The 22,415-nt window shown below is 42.5% G+C and carries 15 protein-coding genes; 2 read left to right on the forward strand and 13 right to left on the reverse strand.

The features are described 5' to 3' along the window. Window positions 1-327: 327 nt before the first annotated feature. The 6 genes from Q5H80_RS18865 to Q5H80_RS18890 form a co-directional block, all read right to left on the reverse strand. Window positions 328-1,281: a hypothetical protein gene (locus Q5H80_RS18865; RefSeq protein WP_304569622.1), complete on the reverse strand. Its 954-nt coding sequence runs from the start codon at window positions 1,279-1,281 to the stop codon at window positions 328-330. After that, window positions 1,274-2,266: a DUF2169 domain-containing protein gene (locus Q5H80_RS18870; RefSeq protein WP_304569623.1), complete on the reverse strand. Its 993-nt coding sequence runs from the start codon at window positions 2,264-2,266 to the stop codon at window positions 1,274-1,276. Before Q5H80_RS18870 ends, Q5H80_RS18865 begins: the two co-directional genes overlap by 8 nt. Next, window positions 2,247-3,566 carry a hypothetical protein gene (locus Q5H80_RS18875; RefSeq protein ID WP_304569624.1) on the reverse strand — a complete coding sequence of 440 codons (1,320 nt, stop codon included), beginning with the start codon at window positions 3,564-3,566 and terminating at the stop codon, window positions 2,247-2,249. The genes Q5H80_RS18870 and Q5H80_RS18875 overlap by 20 nt, the downstream gene beginning before the upstream one ends. Before the next feature lie 25 nt (window positions 3,567-3,591). Then, window positions 3,592-4,077 (reverse strand): hypothetical protein, encoded by a 486-nt coding sequence (locus tag Q5H80_RS18880; RefSeq protein WP_304569625.1) that lies wholly within the window; start codon window positions 4,075-4,077, stop codon window positions 3,592-3,594. Further along, on the reverse strand, window positions 4,077-6,155 hold the full coding sequence (tssI, locus tag Q5H80_RS18885; RefSeq protein ID WP_304569626.1) for a type VI secretion system tip protein VgrG: 2,079 nt from the start codon (window positions 6,153-6,155) through the stop codon (window positions 4,077-4,079). Before tssI ends, Q5H80_RS18880 begins: the two co-directional genes overlap by 1 nt. A gap of 74 nt (window positions 6,156-6,229) precedes the next feature. Further along, window positions 6,230-6,748: an Hcp family type VI secretion system effector gene (locus Q5H80_RS18890; protein WP_012600867.1), complete on the reverse strand. Its 519-nt coding sequence runs from the start codon at window positions 6,746-6,748 to the stop codon at window positions 6,230-6,232. Window positions 6,749-7,202: 454 nt separating this feature from the next. Here Q5H80_RS18890 and tssH point away from each other — a divergent pair, with 454 nt between their 5' ends. Further along, entirely contained in the window at window positions 7,203-9,896 is a 2,694-nt protein-coding gene (gene tssH, locus Q5H80_RS18895) for a type VI secretion system ATPase TssH (RefSeq protein WP_304569627.1), read from the forward strand. Beyond that, entirely contained in the window at window positions 9,883-11,511 is a 1,629-nt protein-coding gene (locus Q5H80_RS18900) for a sigma-54-dependent Fis family transcriptional regulator (protein ID WP_304569628.1), read from the forward strand. Before tssH ends, Q5H80_RS18900 begins: the two co-directional genes overlap by 14 nt. Window positions 11,512-11,581: 70 nt before the next feature. Here Q5H80_RS18900 and Q5H80_RS18905 read toward each other — a convergent pair whose 3' ends face one another. From Q5H80_RS18905 to Q5H80_RS18935, 7 genes are all read right to left on the reverse strand, one after another. Continuing rightward, a complete protein-coding gene (locus Q5H80_RS18905) occupies window positions 11,582-16,273 on the reverse strand; it encodes an OmpA family protein (RefSeq protein ID WP_304569629.1) in 4,692 nt (1,563 codons plus the stop codon). Then, window positions 16,266-17,501 (reverse strand): hypothetical protein, encoded by a 1,236-nt coding sequence (locus tag Q5H80_RS18910; protein WP_304569630.1) that lies wholly within the window; start codon window positions 17,499-17,501, stop codon window positions 16,266-16,268. Before Q5H80_RS18910 ends, Q5H80_RS18905 begins: the two co-directional genes overlap by 8 nt. A 1-nt stretch (window position 17,502) precedes the next feature. Beyond that, a complete protein-coding gene (locus tag Q5H80_RS18915) occupies window positions 17,503-19,221 on the reverse strand; it encodes a hypothetical protein (protein WP_304569631.1) in 1,719 nt (572 codons plus the stop codon). Window positions 19,222-19,440: 219 nt separating this feature from the next. Next, window positions 19,441-19,806 (reverse strand): hypothetical protein, encoded by a 366-nt coding sequence (locus Q5H80_RS18920; protein ID WP_304569632.1) that lies wholly within the window; start codon window positions 19,804-19,806, stop codon window positions 19,441-19,443. Continuing rightward, complete coding sequence (locus Q5H80_RS18925; protein WP_304569633.1) at window positions 19,803-20,933, reverse strand: Tricorn protease domain-containing protein; 1,131 nt, start codon at window positions 20,931-20,933, stop codon at window positions 19,803-19,805. Before Q5H80_RS18925 ends, Q5H80_RS18920 begins: the two co-directional genes overlap by 4 nt. Next, complete coding sequence (locus tag Q5H80_RS18930) at window positions 20,930-21,187, reverse strand: hypothetical protein (protein WP_304569634.1); 258 nt, start codon at window positions 21,185-21,187, stop codon at window positions 20,930-20,932. The genes Q5H80_RS18925 and Q5H80_RS18930 overlap by 4 nt, the downstream gene beginning before the upstream one ends. Beyond that, entirely contained in the window at window positions 21,180-22,415 is a 1,236-nt protein-coding gene (locus Q5H80_RS18935; RefSeq protein WP_304569635.1) for a hypothetical protein, read from the reverse strand. Before Q5H80_RS18935 ends, Q5H80_RS18930 begins: the two co-directional genes overlap by 8 nt.

Consider the following 22,415-nt stretch of genomic DNA (forward strand, 5'->3'; position numbering starts at 1 on the left):
TAAAATATAAAAACTCTTCTATCGGAATTAGGCTTGGAACAAACATTGCCACATAAATCACACTTTATAATTACAAAAAATAGGTTATTGTAAGTAATAAATTTCAGACGAACAGTTCAATCATTGCTGTGAAGATATGAGAGGCTGTGACAAAACATTTAAAATCAAGCGTAACTTTCCTTAATATCCAACCGAACTTATTAATAGAAATTTAGATTGATGAGATTATCGATAGGATAAGCGCTTAAGAGATGATGAACACTCAAATTGACTTCATGAGACGTTAACTACCGAAGGGCTCTCAGCCCTCCGGTTATGTTAGCTCTGCTAATTATTTTTCATACGGGTCAGTTGAAGTAGCGCCCTTTCGCCCTGCAAATCAAACATCAACAAAGTAATAGGTCTATTGTGAGGCCCTTCTTGAATAGCACTGGCCATTAGAGCCAATGATGAGCAACTGCCGAGTGTGCCCCATAAATCATTGATTAAAAATGGCTGTTGAGGGTTATCAAAATATTCTGCACGGGCACCTAACGCAAAACCATAATCTTCAGTATGAGATCTCAAATTGGTCATATCGGAGAACACAACCCCAAAACTCTCGATAGTACGGAGCGCACTTCTTACAAGCTTCATCATTGACCGACGGGTTGTATTTACAGGTTCTAAGTCGAAATAACCTAATTGTGCCAGAGGAGTAAGCTTTAACGTTTTGACCAAATTATTCCGGCACAAAATTACGCCAGCCCCTCCTTCGCTAGGTATTATCCCCCAGGGGTTAAATGAACTCATTACGTACCCAGTTTCTATCAATGCGTCTATATTCGCCACAGGCGAATCAACCGATATACTCATTACAGCATCATATTGATTCAATTTGGCCAACGATGTGGTTAAGTGTGACGGCCCACCTTGTTGAACCACTTCATAATGAGAGATTGCATCACAGTGCTTACATTCACTTAACCACTCACTAACCTCTACAATGGAAAGAGCTTCAGGAATGTTGATGAGTAATGGAATCGGCTTTAGAGCCTTAGGTAGCTGCTTTAAAAGAGCCCCGACTAAGCTCTCAATAAGCTCTGAGCATTTGTCAAACAACGATGTGTTGGAAGTGTATTCAATATTACCGTAGGTAAATCTTTCAATCCCATCCTCGGCTACTTTCTGATCAAACCTTCCCAAATCCGCCTTAGCGACTGCTGTGGCAATTTCAAGGTTCATGCCCGTTGGTGTCATGGCTTCCATTCCAATAATAAAACGGGCTGAATTGTTATTCATTATCGGACAGCTCCTGCTTTTTATGAATCCTAGTTGACACTAACATATGCTCCTCTCCTTGGCATGGGAACACGGCGCTATAGCTAATTGAAAGTGTACGAGCCTCTGTGTCAATAAAAACCGTCGCAATAGTCATATCGACTTGGTAATTAGTATTTTTAAACTGAGCTTCTGCAATATACATATCTTTAGGAAAACGAAAAGAAAGTGCATCATTATGACAAAACCCACTCATCATCAATCGTTCACCGCCCGATATGAACCCTCTACACTGTTGATCTTGTGGTGCGCTCTGATAAAAACGTAGGTCAAAATCTAATGGATAAAGGGGTTTTCGATTCTCTAGCCAATCGGCATCAAAAGTCCCGGCATACCGCTGCCTAGCTCCAAAAAATGGCGCTAGCGGGCCAAAGCCTGCTACCCGTGTATTCTTTGGTGTCGCACTCCAATCTTCAGTTGGATAAAAAACAGAAGGTACCTTCTGATTTAATAGCTCTGCTGTACTATCAGCAATACCTCCGCCAAGCCGGTTTCTTAAATCGCCTCCAATAGCACAGGAGTAATCTATCTCTTTTTCGATAAATGGGAGTGGTTTACTCAGGGTCACGCTACCGCCATGCTCTATCCATTGCCTATCTCCAACTACTGACAAAGTTTTATCAATATGACCATCAATCAAAAGCCGGCACTCGTGGTATGTAACGGCCTTTTTTGCGTAACTTCGCGCCTTGCCGGAAATCAACACATCTGTGTTGGCCTTCACTACAGAGAACTCATGATCAACTTTCATCGCAGAAAGTCCCGCTTCACCCAAATAAACAGGATCGTCATAGATCTCTGACTCTTCCAGCTCCTTCCAAACAGAGTCTACAAATTGCCACGAGCGCTTTCCAACAACAACCCAAACCTCTTTACCGTTCTGATCTCGTTGAAAACGGCCCTTTATTGAAAGTTCTGGATGGTTCTCAATATCCCACAACTGCATTATTATTCCTTAGGTTAAACCTTTCTGAGGCTGTTGAATTCTGAGTTAGTCGCGTGATATTCCACTTTTGTTGATGGGCAGGCATAGCCATATCCCAAGGAATGTATGAACGAGTATGGAGGCAAACCTGACGCCAAATCCAAATCCTAAAAGCGGCATTAACTTGAGTATCGAACATGGCTTGTATACTAGTTTCTAGAGTCAAAGCTTGTCCCATTCGACCTGGAGATACTTGTTTGTAGGCATCAGTCTTGGCCCACTCTTGTAACCTTTCGAGTATTTCATGCCATTCAAAATCAATGCCCAAGTTTTTTGGTGTCACAGGTAAGCGTTTTCCATAAACAATATAAAGCGCTTGAATCCAATCCTCAGCTTCGAACTCTTCAAGGCTCGATATCAATTCAATTATTATAGGAACGTGTTCATTGAGGCCATGTAATACAAAATCAAATGGAGCCTGTGCACTACTCGGATCAAAGTGTTCAAACTCTTTGAGGTCTAAAAGTTTGGCATAAGTGATAACTTCAGGATCAGACATGCTATCGATTGAGGTACCGAACTCCTGACGAAACCAAGTTCCCCGATCCTCTTTCGTAAGCAAGCGTTCAAACAGGTTCTGACTTCCATTTGAATTTTCAGCTAACCAGACAACGCTTTCTGCGTCGTTTTGTAACGATAAAAACAAATGTGCTTTATGTTTAGAAAAGCGCTCATCTTTAAGCCAGCGCTTTAACAGGCCAACTGTGATAGTTTGGCGTAACTGTAAGCACTCTAAATAAAGCAGAGGCAGTTTAGAACCACCTTCAACCATTTCGATGATTACAGTGTCGATACTTGGTAATGACGACTGCACAACCAAGAATTTTGCGGTTTGGTCATCTAACTCATCAAGTATGGATAAGCCACAAAGTAGATTTTCATGATCCTGTCCAATATCGGCATTCAACATAAGCCAAGCATAAACAGTCGGTTCGCTTTGCTTCAATTGATGGATTAGTCCCGGAGCCAAACGATAGAAAGACAAATAAACATTTTTTAGGTCTTTAATCTGGCGGTCAGCCAACGCTAAATACTCCAGCTCGATGCTTGGGTATCCCCTCTTATGGACTTGTAATCGTTGCTTTAATAAGAAATTGAGTGTCTCCGAAGCCAGTGACAACTTTTCATTACAAATTTCCAGCCACTTGATAGGAAGCTCGTCCAATAAAGTGAGCGTACTTTCCGCATTGGCAATCGCCAACTCCACATCTTCATTAGTGATCGGCTGATTTAGCTGATCTATACCTATTTTTTGACGCATCCGTGAATCCAATCTAGTAACACGATCAATTGATCGCGATAGTGCCGCCTTGAATTTTTTGTGCCTTCTCAGCTTGGGAAGTCACGTATTTGGCTTTGGTGGTAATTCGACCATCACGGCCGCTATAGCGAGTTTCGGTTTCGCCACTTCTCACAATTAACTCTTGTTCCGTTTCAATAACCATTTTCTTTGCTCTCAGTACAAACTCATCCGACTCCTCAAGAATGGAGAAAAAGATATCTGTGACTAAAGGAAGGTTAAGGTCGTTATTTAGAAACTCAATACGACATGAAAGTTTGTTATCTATAGCAAGTTGTAACTCGGCTAATTTAAACCCTCGCCCCAACCTTGCATTAATTGGCTGCTGTAACGAGTTGCCTTCAAAGTCGACTCGTACTCCATTCATAGATTCGTTGATCGATAAGATTCTTCCAAAACGTGAAAAGCAAGCCGTTGATTCGGCTTGCTGTTCCGTGATGGTTTGTATAATTGGGATTTGTTTTTTCATCATTAATTGATCGCCACGTTTCCACCTTTGACTACAACTTTATCGCTTCCTTCAATGGTTATTGAAGAGCCAGACAACTTGATAGAACCATCACTATTCATCACTAATGAAGACCCACCCGTTTTCAGTACTATCTTGTCACCGCTTATGATCTGGGTCGCACCATCGGCTTTGTATGAAGTATTTCCTTTAACAGAAACCGTTAAGTTGCCACCAACCGTTTGGTTATCATCGGCTCCAATATCAGAACTTTTTGAAGCACCTACCGTTAAGTTGCTGTTTTCGCCCACATCTAAGTCATCATTCTTACCAATCTTGGTAATTTGATTGTCTCCAATTTCTAGATCAGAGTTATTCTTAACATATTGAGTTTCATTGGCATTATATGTAACGGATACATCTTGCTCGACAGTTTCAGTAAACGTGCTGTTAACTTGGGTAGTCTTATGGCCATCGATTGTCTCTTTGTGATCACCGTGAACATCATTTGTCTGATGGCGTGCAACCTTTAAGAACTCATCTTGACCTATATCGCGATAGCGGTTATTTAAAACCTTGGTCGACATATCCTTTTGCGCATGGATGTAAACTTCTTCTTGGTTAGCTTCGTCTTCAAAGCTCAACTCGTTATAGCCTGTCCCTTTATGCGTTTGAGTTCGGAATGTCGTACGTGTTTTGTTCTCTGGTAACGAATAAGGAGGGTAATGAAGCCCGTTATAAACGGCACCTGTCACTAAAGGCCTGTCTGGATCGCCTTCTAGGAAAGTAACCACCACCTCATGGCCGATACGAGGTAAGTATACTGCTCCCCAAGTTGGTGCTGCCATTGATTGGCTAACTCGAATCCAACAACTCGAATGCTCATCGCTCTCGCCATAACGGTCCCAATGGAACTGAACTTTGATTCGCCCAAGCTTATCTGTATAGATCTCTTCGCCTGCTGGGCCAACAACCACCGCTGTTTGTGTACCATCAACTAAAGGAGCTTCAAGTTTTGGAGCTCTAAACTCAACATGTCTAGGAATACACGCGAACTGATTATGATATGTAGTTGGCAAGCCATTAGTTTCGTCTTCATGAACCTGAGGATCATGGCCACTATGCATCACCGACAGCATGAGGTAATCGCGGTTAATTGCTGAACGTGGATGCTCACTGATACTAAAACTGTATCCAGACGCCAGTCTCATGACATTACTGGTCGCCTCTACTTGCTGATTATCAACAATATGTTCAGACATCCATTCATTTGATCTTACTTGCCCCATAGCTGGGTCCACGTAACGCCCTGGGAAATCGAACAATTTCAGGTCTAAATCAAGTTCACCGGAGCTGCTCATTTCCTGAGGAATTTTCGGAAACTCGTAGTTATAATCTGTGTAAGTAACGTGGCCGGTTTTCACTCTATTCACGAGTTCAAGGTCTGAGATATGCTCGCGGTCTGCAACACCACCACCATCAGCATGGTAAACAATTGGCCCCAAATAAGATCCGTTCAGTGGCGTGTTCAATAACTCAGCTATTGCGTCATTGCTATCGACAATCACCATCGTGTGGTTAGCTTCTGTATGCTCGAAGTAGTACCACATTCCGTGTTCTGCCAGAATTCGTTGAACAAACTCAAGGTCTGTCTCTCGATATTGGAGCACGTATTCTTTTGAAGGATATACACCAGACAGCTCTAATCGATAATCAGTCACTGACGCATCATCTAAAACTTCAGAAATGATCGCCGACGCTGATTTTTGTTGAAAAATACGGCAGTCTTGTCTTTGGCTCAAAAACCAAGCTTGTGGAACAAGAGTCAATTGGTAACGAGAGAATCTCCTGCCCGATCCAAGGTAACGCACCTCATTTACCACGCCGTGAAAACATCTCGCAGAACTGACGCCTTGACCGTATAGAGTCAAACTACCTGGTTTACGGATGAGTGCGTCAAATGAGATATCAGGATCAAGTGAAAGTAATGATAGGCTGATTTGAAAAGGCTTTGAAAGCTCTTCGATTACCTGAAAGCTCTCCACACGAAAATCATGCGAGGAGCCTTGCAGTTCAAACTTAAATTCTACGTCATTCACCATATCTTTTACCTGATACTAATAATAGAAATAGGGCCAACAGCAGTTGTTGACCCTTTGTTTTTCACGAAAAGCGATTAAGCTTCGCGTGGAGCACGCCAGTCATCGTTACCAGCAGTACCACAGTTTTCGTGAGTGACTTCGATTGCACGGTAAGTCAGCTTAAGTACTTCTTCAGTTACACGATCTGAAGTTGCAGCGTCTTGACAGTGATTCATACGAGTTTGAATATCTACTAGTAGTGCATCAATTAACTTGATTGAATAGTAGTGCTCTTGCTTACCTTGTACCGAAGTACGGTAAAAACGGATTACACACTCAGGAAGCTTTTCGCCAGACACTAATGCGTTGAATAACAGAGGTGAACAACGGTCTTGTACTTTAGTTACTACTACAGGGCGGTGAACACGTTGACCTGTTGGTTGACCACTTTGTGGGTCACGTGGAACTGTTAGTACGTGATCAAGTTCTTGAACTAGAAACTCATCAACGTGAGCTTCTTGCCAAGTGTTACCTACAGAATCTGCAGAGTAAGTATCTTTAGTAATGTGACCTTGAGTTTCACCATTGATAGACATATATGCTGGAGTTGGCATCGATATTTCCTTTTTAAAATTTATAATTCATTAATTCACCAAATCGCTTATCACCGCGACTGATTAAGTTAATACAAACATCATGCCAACATTATAAACCCAACAAATACAGTTAGTTACGATAAATTAGTCATTTTTAATATTATATTCAATAACAACTTATTGTATAGAAAAACGATTTCTTGAACATGAATATTAATAAATTGAACTTAAAATAGAAAGACAAAATAACTATCTAGAACATTAGAAATAAAGTTAAAAAAACTAGCAATTAAATCATAATGCCTATGCTATATATTGTTTTGAACGAAATATCAAATTTCAGTTAGATAAAAAGCCAAAACAAACAATAAAAGTAACCAATAAACAATAGTAAATTCATCACCGAATAAAAAACCAGTTATCAATTTTAGTATAATTGCCGAATCCCATATACATAACTAATAGAACTAGAATGATAAATATAAACCTTTCCTCTTTAATACAACGTCTGCACCCTATTGTAAAAGTCGCTTTAGAGGATGCCGCTGCATTAGCCGTATCGGAAAAAGCCAATGAAGTGCAAATTGAACACTATCTATTAAGCTTATTAGAAAGGCCAAATAGTGATTTTGATATCTTATTAAGTCATTTCGATTGCTCAGAGACCATTTTAAGGCAATCTATTCGTTCGACTTTAGATACTAATACAACAGGTAACGGTAGCAAGCCTGTTTTTTCTTCGCTTTTAATTGAATGGCTTCAAGAAAGTTGGTTGGTCTCAACTTTAGACCTATCCGAAACTCAGATTCGCTCTGGTGCCCTACTTCTTACACTCGTGAGCAACCCACTACGCTATGGTCAGCACGGCTACGCTTCAATCTTAGACGGTGTAAACCCAGATGCCTTAAAACGTAACTTTTCTGAACTCACAACAAAGTCTCTAGAATCTTTAGCAGCGACATCAGAAAAAACCGACGTACGCGAAGATGGTTCGGCATTAAGTAAATTCACCACCGACTTTACCGGCAAAGCAAGAAAGGGCGAGATCGACCCGGTATTCTGCCGTGATCAAGAAATCAGGCAAATAATCGACATCTTAGCGCGACGTAGAAAAAACAACCCAATCGCCGTAGGTGAACCGGGAGTTGGTAAAACCGCGGTAGTGGAGGGGCTTGCATTAAAGATTACCGAAGGAGATGTGCCAGACTGCCTCAAAGGTGTTGAACTGTATGGCCTAGACATGGGCTTACTTCAAGCTGGGGCAAGTGTTAAGGGAGAGTTTGAAAAGCGCCTTAACGCAGTACTAGACGAAGTGAAGAATTCACCGACTCCAATCATTTTATTTATAGATGAAGCTCACACGCTAGTTGGTGGAGGCAATCAAGCTGGAGGCAGTGATGCTGCCAACCTACTTAAACCCGCTCTAGCACGTGGTGAAGTAAAAACAATTGCTGCCACCACATGGTCTGAATACAAGAAATATTTCGAAAAAGATCCTGCACTGGCACGCCGTTTCCAACTAGTGAAACTTGATGAGCCATCGGCAACTCAAGCCGCATTGATCATCCGAGGCTTAAGACCAGCCTATGAAAAATCACATAACGTATACGTGCGTGACGACGCAATCACTGCCGCAGCAAACTTAGCTGATCGTTACATCACCGGACGCCAACTGCCAGATAAAGCAATCGACGTGTTAGATACGGCTTGCGCCCGCGTTAATATTAGCCTTAATGCAACACCGGCACCTGTTGAAACATTGCATCAAGAAATTGCGGCTGCGAATCGCGAGCTAGAAGCTCTGGAGCGTGACCAACTGCAGCAAACTGGTGACAAACACAGTGCTGCTTTAATTCCTGAGCTAAAAGAGAAGATTGAAAAGGCCACCGAAGAACAAGCTACCCTTCAAGTTCAATGGAAAAAAGAACAATCTCTTATTCAAGAAATCATTGAACTGCGTAGCCATCTTTATAGCCTTACTACTCCTTCTATTGAAGAAGACAGCGCCCCTAAAGCTGACAATACGCTTCAAGACGATGAAGTACTAACAAGTGATAAACCAGATTGTCATGAATATTCTGAAGAGCAAACTCGCGAAGCTATTCAATCTTGTAATGAACGTTTAGATAACGTGCGCGGTACCAATCCACTCGTTCACTACGAAGTGGGTCCCGACGAAATTAGTCATGTAATTTCTGATTGGACAGGCATCCCTATGGGTAAAATGCTTCAAGATGAGTCGCAAGCGACCTTAAACTTGAAGCAAAACCTAATTCAAAACATTAAAGGTCAAGAGTTTGCCATTGATGCGCTTGCTGAAGGAATTCAAACCGCAAAGGCTGGTCTTGGTAACCCAGATGCACCAACGGGCGTATTCTTATTGGTTGGCCCTAGTGGTGTAGGTAAAACAGAAACCGCTCGCGCTATCGCTGATCAAATGTTTGGTGGCGAACGCTTCATGACAACCATCAATATGTCTGAGTTCCAAGAGAAACACACAGTATCTCGTCTTATTGGTTCTCCTCCTGGCTACGTAGGCTATGGCGAAGGTGGCATGTTAACGGAAGCGGTACGTCAACGCCCTTACTCTGTTGTTCTGCTTGATGAAGTGGAAAAAGCTGACCCTGAAGTACTCAACCTGTTCTACCAAGTCTTCGACAAAGGCACGCTAAATGATGGCGAAGGTCGTACCATCGACTTCAAAAATACACTCATCATCATGACAAGCAACCTTGCGACTCATGAGATTGAGTCTTTGGTTCACCAAGCGAAAGACATTGATGCCAATATCGTCGCTGAAGCCATTCGCCCAACATTGAATCAACACTTCAAGCCAGCCTTACTGGCACGTATGTCGGTGTTGCCGTTCCTTCCTCTTTCAGACGCAGCAATGACTGATATCATCCATCATAAACTGAAGAAAGTGTCTGAGCGCTTGCAAAGCCACCACAAACTGGCACTTTGCTATGGTGATAACTTAGTAGAATTCGTATTAGGCAACTGCCGCCTCGCAGAGACGGGAGCTCGAAATATTGATGCCGTAATTAACCGCCAACTATTGCCGCAGCTTTCGACTCAACTACTGGTGAATGACAAGGATGATTCACATACTCAAATTGAAGTTTCTGTGGACGAGCAAGGAACTCTAACCTATGCGTTCAGCTAACCATAGTGAGCTTAGTAACGCCCTACTTGCGATCAGCCAATCTCTGGCTGATCGCAGCCAGTTAGCTCAAACTTTGGATGCCGTTCTCACAGCGGCAAGGCAAATGACTTTCGCGAAACATGGCATCATTTACGTGCTTGACCAAACCGGTCAAGCCTTGATTCCGAGCACCGCGCATCACCATGAAAAAGTCATTGCCTCACATCCTTGGGAGCCACTGCAGTTAGACACAGTAAGTGAAGCCGACCCATTCAACTTCGCCGTACGTAACGGCGAAGTTGTCTTGATCAATGAGCTATACACTTACAATGGTTATGACTGCGAAGGCATCTATCAAACCGAGCAAACGTTAGGTCTAAAAAGCAATAACTTACTTGCTTGGCCATTGATTGATGATGAAGGCAAAACCATTGGATTGTTGGTTTTGCTCGATTTAAGCGTTATCGATAACGAAACCGCACTTACCGAGTTTTGCCGAATGGCGGCAAGTAATATTCGTCATGCCATTTGGTTAGAGCAATACGGACAAGTGATTAAGAGTTTAAGCGCCGATAACCAAGCGTTAGTTCGTGAAAATACTCAGCTAAAGAAACGGACAAAGAAAACCTATCAAGGTCCGATCGCTGAAAGTGAAGAGATGGTCAATGTATTGAGCCGACTTGATAAGGTGCTCTCTTTGCCTGTCGACGTCTTACTTAGAGGCGAGACAGGGGCGGGCAAAGAAGTCATTGCAAAATATATTCACGAAAACTCGAATCGTTCTGACCAAGCATTAATCGTTCAGAACTGTGCCGCAATTCCTGAACAACTTCTGGAATCCGAACTTTTCGGACACAGAAAAGGGGCATTTACCGGTGCAGACAAGGACAAAGTTGGCTTATTTGAAGCAGCAAACGGTGGCACCCTGTTCCTAGATGAAATTGGCGATATGCCCATGCTACTTCAAGCTAAACTGCTGCGAGTGCTACAAGAACGTAAAGTTCGCCCTGTAGGCGCCAGCAAAGAAATTGAAGTGGATGTTAGAGTCATTGCGGCGACACACTGTAACTTAATGCAGCAGATTAAAGACGGAGGCTTTAGGGCCGATTTGTTCTACCGCTTGAATGTGTTTCCCATCACCTTACCACCACTGAGATCCAGACAAGCGGACATTATCCCACTTGCCGAGCACTTTGTTCAGCACACCACGACGATGTTAGGCTTGCCTCAATCACCAGGCTTGAGTGCTAATGTGAGAAACCAACTGCTCGCTTACCCCTACCCCGGTAACGTACGCGAGCTTAAGAACATCATTGAGCGATCGGTTTTATTATCAGATTTCGAAACTATTACTCAGATTGAGTTTGGTGAACAGATCCCTGAAGACGTAGAACACCGTCAAGTTGTTGCTCCAGTTACATCGACAGGTCAGCCCGCGTTTGAACCTGAACCTCTAGGTTATGACGATGTAGCTGTTGGCCTAAAAGAGGTCGTCAGTCAATATGAACGAACTGTGATCATCGATTGCTTAAACTCTTGTAATTGGCACACAAAACGAGCGGCTGAACAACTGTCACTGCCGTTAAGTACACTTAATCACAAAATGAAGAAATACGATATTTCTGCATCGGGTTAAGCGAGAACAGTGAAACTATAACTACTTTTTAAATTGACAAGAAAAGAAAAACCGCCCGAAGGCGGTTTTTTTATTTGTTGAGAATGGACGCTTCAATGATAGTTGCTAAATATGGGTCTCTAATCCAAGTTACCAAGCGTTCTGTACGCTCTGCTGGTTTCAGTTTTACCCAGTTGATGTACATATCTTTATCAACTTTATAGCTTGGGTCTTCACAATCAGAAAAATAAGATAATTCATCTACACTTTTGTACTGCCTTCCTAACGACATCTCAAAGCTTCCAAGTTTGAACGGCGTCTTTTCCGCTGTATTGCGTTGTGCTAAAGAGGACACCTTTAGAACTGCTTCTTGGAATCTACCAGATGTCGAAACAACGGGTCCAAATGGTCGAAGCCCCTTGATTTCTTGCCCGTTCAGCGCTTTAAATGCGAACTCGAATCGAGACGCGTAGACGACCTTACCATCGAAATCTTCATCCATGTCTATGTTGGATAGAGCCTCAGAGACAAAATCTCCGTCTATATTTTTGTTAATCACATCGCTATCATCTAGCGTCCATTTAGAACCGTCCTTCTTTAGTATCCCAATATAAGTAAGGTTACTTAGATACTCAGGACCAGAGGTAGTTTCAGAGCCGAATACGGCTTCATTATCAAAAGTGGTCGAGAGCTTTAGTGAAACTGGAACACTCTGCCATTCGAGATTTTGCCCCTGATACGATTCTTTTCTGTGCTTCCCACCAATGAGCATAACTTCCATAGCGAATGACTTATTCGAAGTCCAATCAAAGCCTTTGAGCTCATCTGCAGTAGTGAACATACTGTCCTCGTTCATAAACTGTCGTTTATTTCCGTAGTTGATCGCGATCGCACTGTGCTTAATGTCATCGATAATAGGCTTTGTCGGGCCTTTATGAACTTTACTATGTAAGACAAAATCTAGCGTTAACAAGTCTTTCTCTGACACACTATTTCCGTTCGCTATAAAGCCCGATTTCGCAGAGTGTGTGTAATTATGGTTTGTATCGACCCCTACAGGAATCTGTCTAGGTGAAGTAATAAATCGTCCGACTGTTTTGTCCACTCGTACTGGTAGTTTATAGTTGCTTCCAGATAGAGTGAACTCATAGGTCATATTTTTAAAGCCACCGCTGTTTACATATTCTTTGAGTACATCTTGTTGGGAGTCAATTTTTATCACCTGCCCAAAAATCGGACCGAGAGCAACTTTAGATAAAAAGCCACTATAATCGACTAAATCATGCTTGGCGATCAAAGGCTTCACTCCCGAGAAGACATCATCTCCAAAGTAAAAATACGGCTCAAATTCACAACCGATAAGGACATTGCCGTCTGCTTTTTCCGCCTCAAAAAATTCGGCCAATTCATCTTTGGGATCTACACTAAATTCCTCGTGTTTCATCGGTTTGAACATCAAGTTAAACTTGGGTCCACTGGTATTAAATAAACTGTCAGTGCGCTGATAAGACATCTCACACTGAAACACATTTGACGTCATCTGTTTCAGGTTTTGTTTGCCTAACACCATTTGCCACTTCAAACGGTGGAAAGGCGATAATCGCACCTTTTTATTTGCTTTTAATCGCGTCTTCTCCCACTCATCAAACGTGACCCATTTCGACGTTTCATGAGGCTCAGAGACTAATAACCGAACGAACCCTAGGTCCTCTTCTGATAATTTTTTAGACTCAACATTAAACTGTGTCGCAAACTCCACTAAGCCTCGTTGTTGATCGCGATTATAGAGCTTGTCTTGCACTGGAAACGCGACATTAAAAGCCCCTGAAACATCTTTCCGTTTTGGAGTAATATAGTTAGCTTTGTTACGAGTGATGATTTGTTCAGCCATTTCTTCACCGTAACTTTCGACTAATTGCTTGTGTCCCTCTCTACGCATGAGTTCCTGGAGCCACAAGTTACACAAGTTTTCTTTTAACTCTGTGTTTAATAACCAGCCGTCAGTTTCGATATATCGCTGAATGTATTCATCGATAGCTAATATTCGCCACTGTTCTGTGAACTCTTGTTCGCCCTGAGCACAAGCTCTTTGAATCAAAAGCACTAAACCATTAATAGCAAGCGCACGACGTTGATAGCGCTTAATCAGCTCCTTTACACCGGTAGTTTTTCCTAGGTGCTCAACTAACGCCTCTGAAGACGTAAAATACATCTCGGTCAATTGAGTATTAATCTCAGCCAATGAATCAATAATCTCTGTGGTTTCATGGCTAAGTTGTTCAATTGCAGATATGTTTTTTCTCACCTCGTTGTAGGAAGACAAGTAATAATCAAAGAGCGCAGAGTCTAGCAACTGGGCACCACTCATCAGCATTTTCCCACCTTCTTTGACAACGAAAAAACCTCTTGCGGCCTGCCCTATTATCGGAACATAGCAAGCCATACCAACGATCATCTCGAAGATAGCTAGCTTGAGCTCTTTTGCAATTGCTTCTTCTCCCAAGTTCGCATTTAACTGAGCTAGGCGCGCTTGCTCCATAGCCTTAAAACCAAGTCGACTCGGTGGAATTCTCGCCGCAAACTCTTGTAGGTAGATTCGGACTTCAACGCGTCGGTTAATATTAAGTTCCGCGTTTTCGCGTTCGATTTCGTTGTTTGGTACCTCGGCTATTAGGCGACGTTCACCAAAAAATCGAATATCACTGACTGAAGAAAAGAACTCAGCAACATGCTGCGCTCGCTGTTGCGAAAGGTTTTGGTTGTATTCTGAATCACCGTTTTGACAGGCATGCCCTTCGATTTCAACAACGGCATTGGGAATCTTAGATAGTTCTCTATCGACAGCAGCCAAATACGACAAGTGCGGGGCTTGAACCTGATTGTTATCAAAAGGAAAAACCAAGCGTAAACCGGCACCTTTATGGTCTTTAACAAACATTGCACTGTCTTCAGCAACATCATTAGGAATACTGTCAGTAAACGTTACCTTGTTTTCCAATTCCACGATGATTGGCTTCAGTAACGACTCGCCACTCTTGAGACTTTCTTGCCACACAGGCACCCAGTTCAGATAATCACGTGATACCTGCTCAAAATAACTTTTCCTGAGTTTAGCTTTCTCTTCAGCTAAGCGTAATTGCTCGCTTTTGTCAGTGATCTCTTTTATCTCATAGAAGGTGTTGATTGCATTGAGCCCTGCACCAGCAAAGGGCGACAAAAAGCTTTTGATACTGCCGTTACCTGTCAACCAAGTTCTTGCAGCACTCCCCGCCACAACGTGGGCACTACCATTTCTCGCAGGTTCAATAACCTTGGTAAAGAACTTACTTTTATCAAACCCTTTCTCTTTGAGAAGTGCTTTTAGGCCCACTTGTGCTGCACGCTCAGATTCCGATGCCGCTTGGCGTAAATCTTGAAGAGTTTGGTAAGCTGCTGCGGTGGCCGATACCCCAAATGAAAACTCCAATGCAGAAATCATGGCTGGGGGTAACGCGCCCTTGTCTACTTGCCCCCAAAACGTATTTGCTAAACTCCCAATCACATCATGTTTACTTGATGGGCTTTGATGAATATTAATGCCAGCATTAACCAAACTTGGCGTAACTTTTGTGCCAATCTCCCATAGCGCAGCACTCATACTAGCGGTCGTTCCGCTATTCTCTAGGTTTTCAAGCTCCCCCATCCGGAAGGCCTGCAGGGCTTTAAACTGCGTTGGAAATTGGTATATCAAAGACTCTTCAAGTGAGATCATGTCACCTGCAACAACCGCGATCTTCCCAAACGGTGTCGTTTGGCTGAGCGTGATGTATTCTCGTAGCTCGTAGCTGACTTTAGTGGGGAAACCTAAGTTATTGTACTCCTTTGTTACATTAGTAGCATTCTGAGCAAATTCAGGAATTTCAGCTCCAAACTTTTGGTCGAAAACCACTTCAATGGTGTACATGCCATCAGTAAAAACCTCCGATGCAAATGGAAACAATGCTATTGGACGATGCGAACCACTGTTTCGGTCAAGTTGTGCTTGCGTTATGATGTTTTCATGTTGCAGATTGAAGTGCTGCCCACTCTCCTCATCAAAACGAGTGACCTTAACAATTGCATCAGCATACTCTTGTGTTGAAAATGCTACGGCGAGAAATGAAAAAGTTGGCACGATAAAACCACGAATTGGCTTATCTTCAGGAACAGAGTCATACCATTTGTTATATGTAACTTGCTCATCAGTTAGTGCTTGAGTGCCCGCTTCATATTTAGGCGCGAGTTGTGAACGCTTCACTTCTGTGACAGCGTATTCCACTTTTTTTTCTAGCGAGTTCAGTGTTTGCTTGCTCCCATTTCCCTTTAGATTTCCTAAGATAGAGGCAAGATCTGAGCACGCCTTTTTGATTGGGCGAGCATTACTCTGCGCACCAATCGCTAACTCTGTGAGCATTGACCATTCGGGAAAAGACAGCTTGTACGTCTTCTGTGCTAACTTATGTACTGGAGAACGCAGAGCTAAAACCTGATTGATATTGGTTTTTTGGTTTTTCTGAGTTGAATCACCCAGCACATGTAAGCGACCTAAATCGTCTGTCGCCCAAAGGGCTGCGCTTTCCTCACCTAAATTTATGGCAATGGGAAGCCGTGACATAGGGCGGACATTTTTTAACTCTTGTAATGAGGTCAGGTCTTTTTCGGTATTGAGTGCTTTATATTGAGGGTTCTGTGCATCCCCAACATTAGGAAAATCGACACCAAGCAAATAGACATCTGTTGGTAAATATTTAAAGTCATTACTCATCGTTAACTACCTCCAGAAAACGCCCGTCGTTGGCATCAGCATTATAAAGCACTGGAGTTTTAGCTATTCTACCAGATTGGACCACTTTCCAGCCTTGTACTCCTTCGCCATTCATCTTATAGCGGAAACCTGGTCCATAGCGGTTAATCATTATTAAAGCTGTACCACTTTGTGTTTCATTGCCGTTGTTACTGATATTGTCCACTTCCGCATAAACTTTCTTTTCATCTCCCTCATTAGAAAACGCAAGCCAAGTTTTATCCTCAACGTTAATCAGCACCTTACGATACGAGTTTATTCCCCATACATACTTCCCATTGGGGCTGATCGCAATTTGACGGTAAATGCGCTTCTCAATATCTACGGAATCTTCAAACTCTTTTTCAGGCAAAATAGTATATAAGCGTTTGAGTGTATTGGCGTCATAAACCCCAACCCCCAAGCCCGCGGCATTGATTAACTTGCCATCTACTATCACGGTACTCTCAGACAAAGGAACATCAACCTCTTCTTTGGTTCCCGTCGCTAGTGTGTATTTAAAACGCTTAAAACCATCTGAGAAATAGATGTAGCTAGAGTCGTACGCCCAGACCAAATATGGCTTAGTACGCTCACTGCCCAGCTGAATGGTCTGTTGCGTTTTTAAGTCAAATATGGCTTTTATCAGAGGCTCGCCGTAACTGTATGCATATGCCACATAACGATTATTGGGCGAGCGACTCATCATAAAATTCTGCGGTGACGCAGTGTTTGGCATATCATCCGTAACTAAACGTAAATCTGTCCCATCAATTTTCATGCTCCAGATTTTGTAGCCATTTTCGTAATCGTTTACGAGAGGGTCTCTAGCACTAACATTATTCCACCAAAATTGAACTCTGGGTTTGTCATAGGAGCTCGCATCAGATAAATCTTCACGAGGCCATTCTTTTGCTCGTCGAACGGCATATCCCGGTTTGACAGGAGCTGTGCCTGGATACTCTGGCTTGGACAGATCTTCAGAGTAAACAATAAAGTTGTGCTCACTTTGCCATTGGCAGCGTGATCCTGTTACCTCTTTACGTTCAAGTGAGGTTACTTCAGCAACATTGTAGCAAGCCCTTTGAGCAGGTTCTTTTTCTACGGATTGTGTTGTTGCAGCATTCGAAGTTTGCTTACTTTCTTCACCACAGCCAGCTAATAACATAGCTGTCGAAAGAAGCATGATACTTAACGTTGTTCGTTTCATGTTATAATAGTTCCGTTAATTCAATGTCTTGATAAATTACTGACATTAATACCGTTTTATCTGAGTTATGGGATCGACAATGACGGGTTAGATTGACCCGTTTGACTTCTGGTAACCAACCACTAAACACGACTTCTTTACAATACTGATCCACAAACTCAGCCTCGCGCAAAAAAATCTTTTGGCTCCATGTTTCATCAACACACCTCAGTTGGAAATAATCATCCGGTTGATCGCACTGGGGGTTACTTTTATAAGTGATTACAATGCCTACACTTGGTGAGTTAACTACAGCGGCAGCAACACCTTGCTCTTTTTGACTGACTACATTGTAATCTGATTTGCTTGGCGCTTGAGTATCTAGATTCGGCAGCGAAATCACAGGTTCAGAGCTCGCATCAAAGTTGTGAGCCGAAGAATACTCACTGAAGTTAACTTTAACCGTTTTTTCGTTGTTCCCGCTCTTTAACTCATTGAGTTGCTGAGTATTGAGCTGAACCCGAGAATAATAAAGGGCAACATCACTTTGTACGCTACCGTTTATTTTGTATGGAAGCCAAATATGAGGCAAAGGAACACCAAGTGGCTCTCTCTTTGTTTTACTTCCAGCCTTGAATGGGCTCAATTCGGTTTGAAGTAACTCTGTGTATGTTTCGCCTTCACTAGGCCAATCTGCGACAACTATCTCGACTTCTTCGCCAGTAAGACCAAAAACACGGGCGCAAGCGTATTCGTCCAACACACCCTCGTAAACCTTTTTACCTTCTTGGTACAACTGAAACACTTCCCCTGACAGAAATGCTTCGGAATCTTCATCATATAAGCTGATATCGACCGATCTTTGAGGCGAGGATTTAGTGCTTTGATAGAGCGATAGATCGATATCAGAAAAGCGTCCGTCGTTTTGAATTTGGATTTCTCTCCAAACTTCTGATTGCCAAACGACATAAACGTAACCACGATCAATCGATACATACCCTGAATCACCTTTATGAACAGGAACCACCGACACCAACACGTTATCCCACTCATCCATGTTAGTTTCTTTATCAACGGGTTGCAGCTCTTCTGCGAGTTTAAGCAAAATTGGCTGAGGCTGGTCAGAACAAGGGATTTTGATATAAAGCGTTTTACCCTCAGCTTCGAGATCTTTAAACGTTGCGAGGCTACGGTGTTTGTTGGCGAGGTCGGAGATTGCAACTGTAACCTTTCCTTGCTGTTCATCCGTTTTACCTAGCGCTAAACAAGCAGCATTGCTTGACCACTGGCCCGCAAACTCGACAACGATTTTATGCTCTGGGGAAGCTTCCACTGGCGAAAATCTGTAGTGACGTGCCAAAGGTACATCATCGACAACTTGCTTGTAGTTGGCTTTGTGAACGCGCTCTGAACTGCTATTACTCACCCTATCAACATGTATCTTCAGTTTAGGGAAGCTTGCTAGCTGTTGACTGGTTAATGGACTACGTCGCACATTGAAAGAAAGGCAAACCCAGTTCGCTTTTACGAGTTCAACTCGAATCGCGTTGAGCAGGCTGTGGACATTTTTTTTAGCCGACGCAGTAACCTGCTGAAGCAAATTACTTGGTAATTGAGCCAAGATGTCTTTAGGGGTGCGCGCACACGAAAATAGCCCGATACACTCATCTGGTGTTAAGACATATTGAAGGTCGTTCGTACTGAGAGACGAACTAGATATAAATTTGCAAACTAAGTGCATTTGGATTCTCCACAACCTACAGGTATCAATAGTTGCGGTGATAGCTAAGCTGATAAGGCTTAAAAAACGATTTGGTTAAAGAAATTCTACGCGGAATAATGATAAATTTCAACAAATTAGAAATGATAACACCCCAGACTAAAACACTAGCAAAACAGTCAATTAAACAGGAGAAATAGTCAATTTAACTAGCAAGCTAAAGGAGCAGATAATTACGCATCAACTGAAAGTTTGCTCATCCCCTTTTGGTAAGTCACTGCCAAGAGCGTGAATAGGGTGTTCAGGTGTCAGAACTTCAAACGCTCCATATTTATCAGGCTTTCCATTACCCAGTGAGCATAATTTAAACTCTTGGTTGGTCGCCCAAAGTGCTGGCCTGTCGCTATCGGTTAGGTTAAGTATTGGCACTTTAGCTAACGGGCGGATATTTGTTACGCTCTTGTTCTCAACTAAGCTTGGCTCTTCATGCCAAGTCGGGAATATTGTTTTTTGCGTTTTGGAATCATACTTCCCAATATAATAAGCACCAAACAAGTAGTAATTAGCATGAAGTGGTATCACATTACATGTATCAACAAAGCTCATAGTTCATGCCCTTTCACAAAATCGCCATCATTGGCAAACCCATTGTAAAGAGAAGATAGATCTGCACTGTGTCCACTATTGGTCTGCTTCCACTTTAAATAAGGACCAAAATGTTTTTTTTCCGTTAGCTTACTGACTACAACTCGAGCCGCCCCTTCATGTATATATTTCGCATCTTTTCCTAAGATTTCGAAATAGCGAAACTTACCCATAGCTCGTGGAACAATTTCTTCTTTTTGAAATGAACGCTGTTCGATATTAATTAAGTAGCGGAACTTACGACTTTCGCCCCAAGCATACTGACCATCAGGACTAATACTACGTTGCTTAAATGCGTAATCATTCAACTTTTCTTCATCTGGGTTAATTCCCGTACTGTACACAAATTCATCTTTGGCCTCATCATAGACTGCGACACCAAAGTCATTCACTACATACCTTTTACCATCTCGAATCACGGAAAACTCGTTAAAATCGGTTTCCACTAGCTTCTTACCACCTGTCGCTAAGGTGTACTTCCAATCTTTAAATTTATCTGTGTAATATAGATAACTGCTGTCTTCCGCCCAAAGGAATTCTGGATAACCACGAGAACGACCTAGCTCAATATACTCACCCGTTTTAAGATCTTTAATGACCTTAAACATGCCTTCTTCTGCGGAATACGCCAGAGCTAAGTAGCGATTGTTTGGAGACATCCGCATTAACCGAACCATACCGCCAAATTCATCTGCGACTAAACGTAAGTCAGTACCATCCGTTTTGACACTCCATACTTTATCTCCTATCTCATAGAGGTCTTTCGAGTCACCTCGCCCATTATCCCAACGGAACACCACTCTAGGTAAGTCATAAGAGTCTTGATTACTAAGATCCTCTCGTGGCCACTCTTTAGCTTTTCGAATGGTATATTTAGGTTTACCCGTTTCTTTATCATAAATAACGTAATTATTTTCGGTAATGTAAACACGACCATCTTCCCACTGCTGTGCATTTTTTGCCGCAACAGGATCATTTTCAACGGTCTGAGGCTTCACCGCCTGTTGTTGCTCAGGTACTACTGATTCGTTGTTGCATCCTGACAATACCAACAACGCAATCAAGCTTAAGCTATGACGTAGTTTCATTCGTTATTCTTACTATCGCTACCATCCGCAGTTCGACCGACAGCCAACTCTGAAAGACTTGCGCTTTCCTCACCTAAATTTATGGCAATGGGAAGTCGTGACATAGGGCGGATATTTTTCAACTCTTCTAATGAGGTCAGGTCTTTTTCGATATTAATCGCTCTATATTGAGGGTTCTGTGCATCCCCAATATTAGGAAAATCGACACCGAACAAATAGACATCTGTTGGTAAATACTTAAAGTCATTACTCATCGTTTTCTACCTCCAGAAAGCGCCCGTCATTAGCATCGGCATTATATAACACTGGTGTTATCGTGTTTTGACCAGATTGAATCACCTTCCATGACTGTCGACCTTTTCCGGTCAGTTCATAGCGATAATCATATCCATAACGTTTTATGGTTATTATTGCTGCTCCTACCTGGGTTTCTCGGCCATCATTACTAATGTTTACCACCTTATCGTAAACTTTCTTTTCATCGCCTTCCTTAGAAAACGCAAGCCACGTTCTATCTTCAACGTTTATCAGCACCTTACGATACGAGTTGATTCCCCATACATACTTACCATTAGGGCTGATCGCAATTTGGCGGTAGATACGCTTCTCAATATCTACGGAGTCTTCAAACTCTTTTTCAGGTAAAATAGTGTATAAGCGTTTGAGTGTCTTGGCGTCATAAACCCCAACCCCCAAGCCCGCGGCATTGATTAACTTACCGTCTACAATGACCGTATTTTCAGACAACGGTGCGTCTACCTCTTCTTTGATTCCTGTCGCGAGTGTGTATTTATAGCGCTTAAAACCGTCGGAGAAATAGATATAGCTAGAGTCGTCCGCCCAGACTAAATAAGGCTTGGTGCGCGCACTGCCCAGTTTAATGGTCTGCTGCGTTTTTAAGTCAAAGATCGCTTTTATCAGAGGCTCACCATAACTGTATGCATATGCCACATAACGATTATTGGGTGAGCGACTCATCATAAAGGTCTGTGGCGACGCCGTACTTGGCATATCATCCGTGACTAAACGTAAATCTGTCCCATCAATTTTCACGCTCCAAATTTTGTAACCATTTTCGTAATCATTTACGAGAGGGTCTCGAGAGCTGACATTATTCCACCAAAACTGAATTCGAGGTTTGTCATAAGAGCTCACATCAGACAAGTCTTCACTGGGCCACTCTTTTGCTCTGCGAACGGCATAGCCTGGTTTTACGGGAAGTGTACCTGGGTATTCAGGCTTGGACAGATCTTCAGAGTAAACAATAAAGTTGTGCTCACTTTGCCATTGGCAGCGTGGTCCTGTTACATCTTTGCGTTCCAATGACGTTGTTTCACCAACATCGTAACAAGCCTTCTGAGCAGTTTTTTTTTCTACGGATTGTGTTGTTGTAACATTCGAAGCTTGATTACTTTCTTCACCACAGCCTGTTAATAACATAACTATCGAAAGAAGCGTGATACTTAACGTTGTTAGTTTCAT

This window comes from Vibrio sp. SNU_ST1, assembly GCF_030563405.1.
Taxonomy (GTDB): Bacteria; Pseudomonadota; Gammaproteobacteria; order Enterobacterales; family Vibrionaceae; genus Vibrio.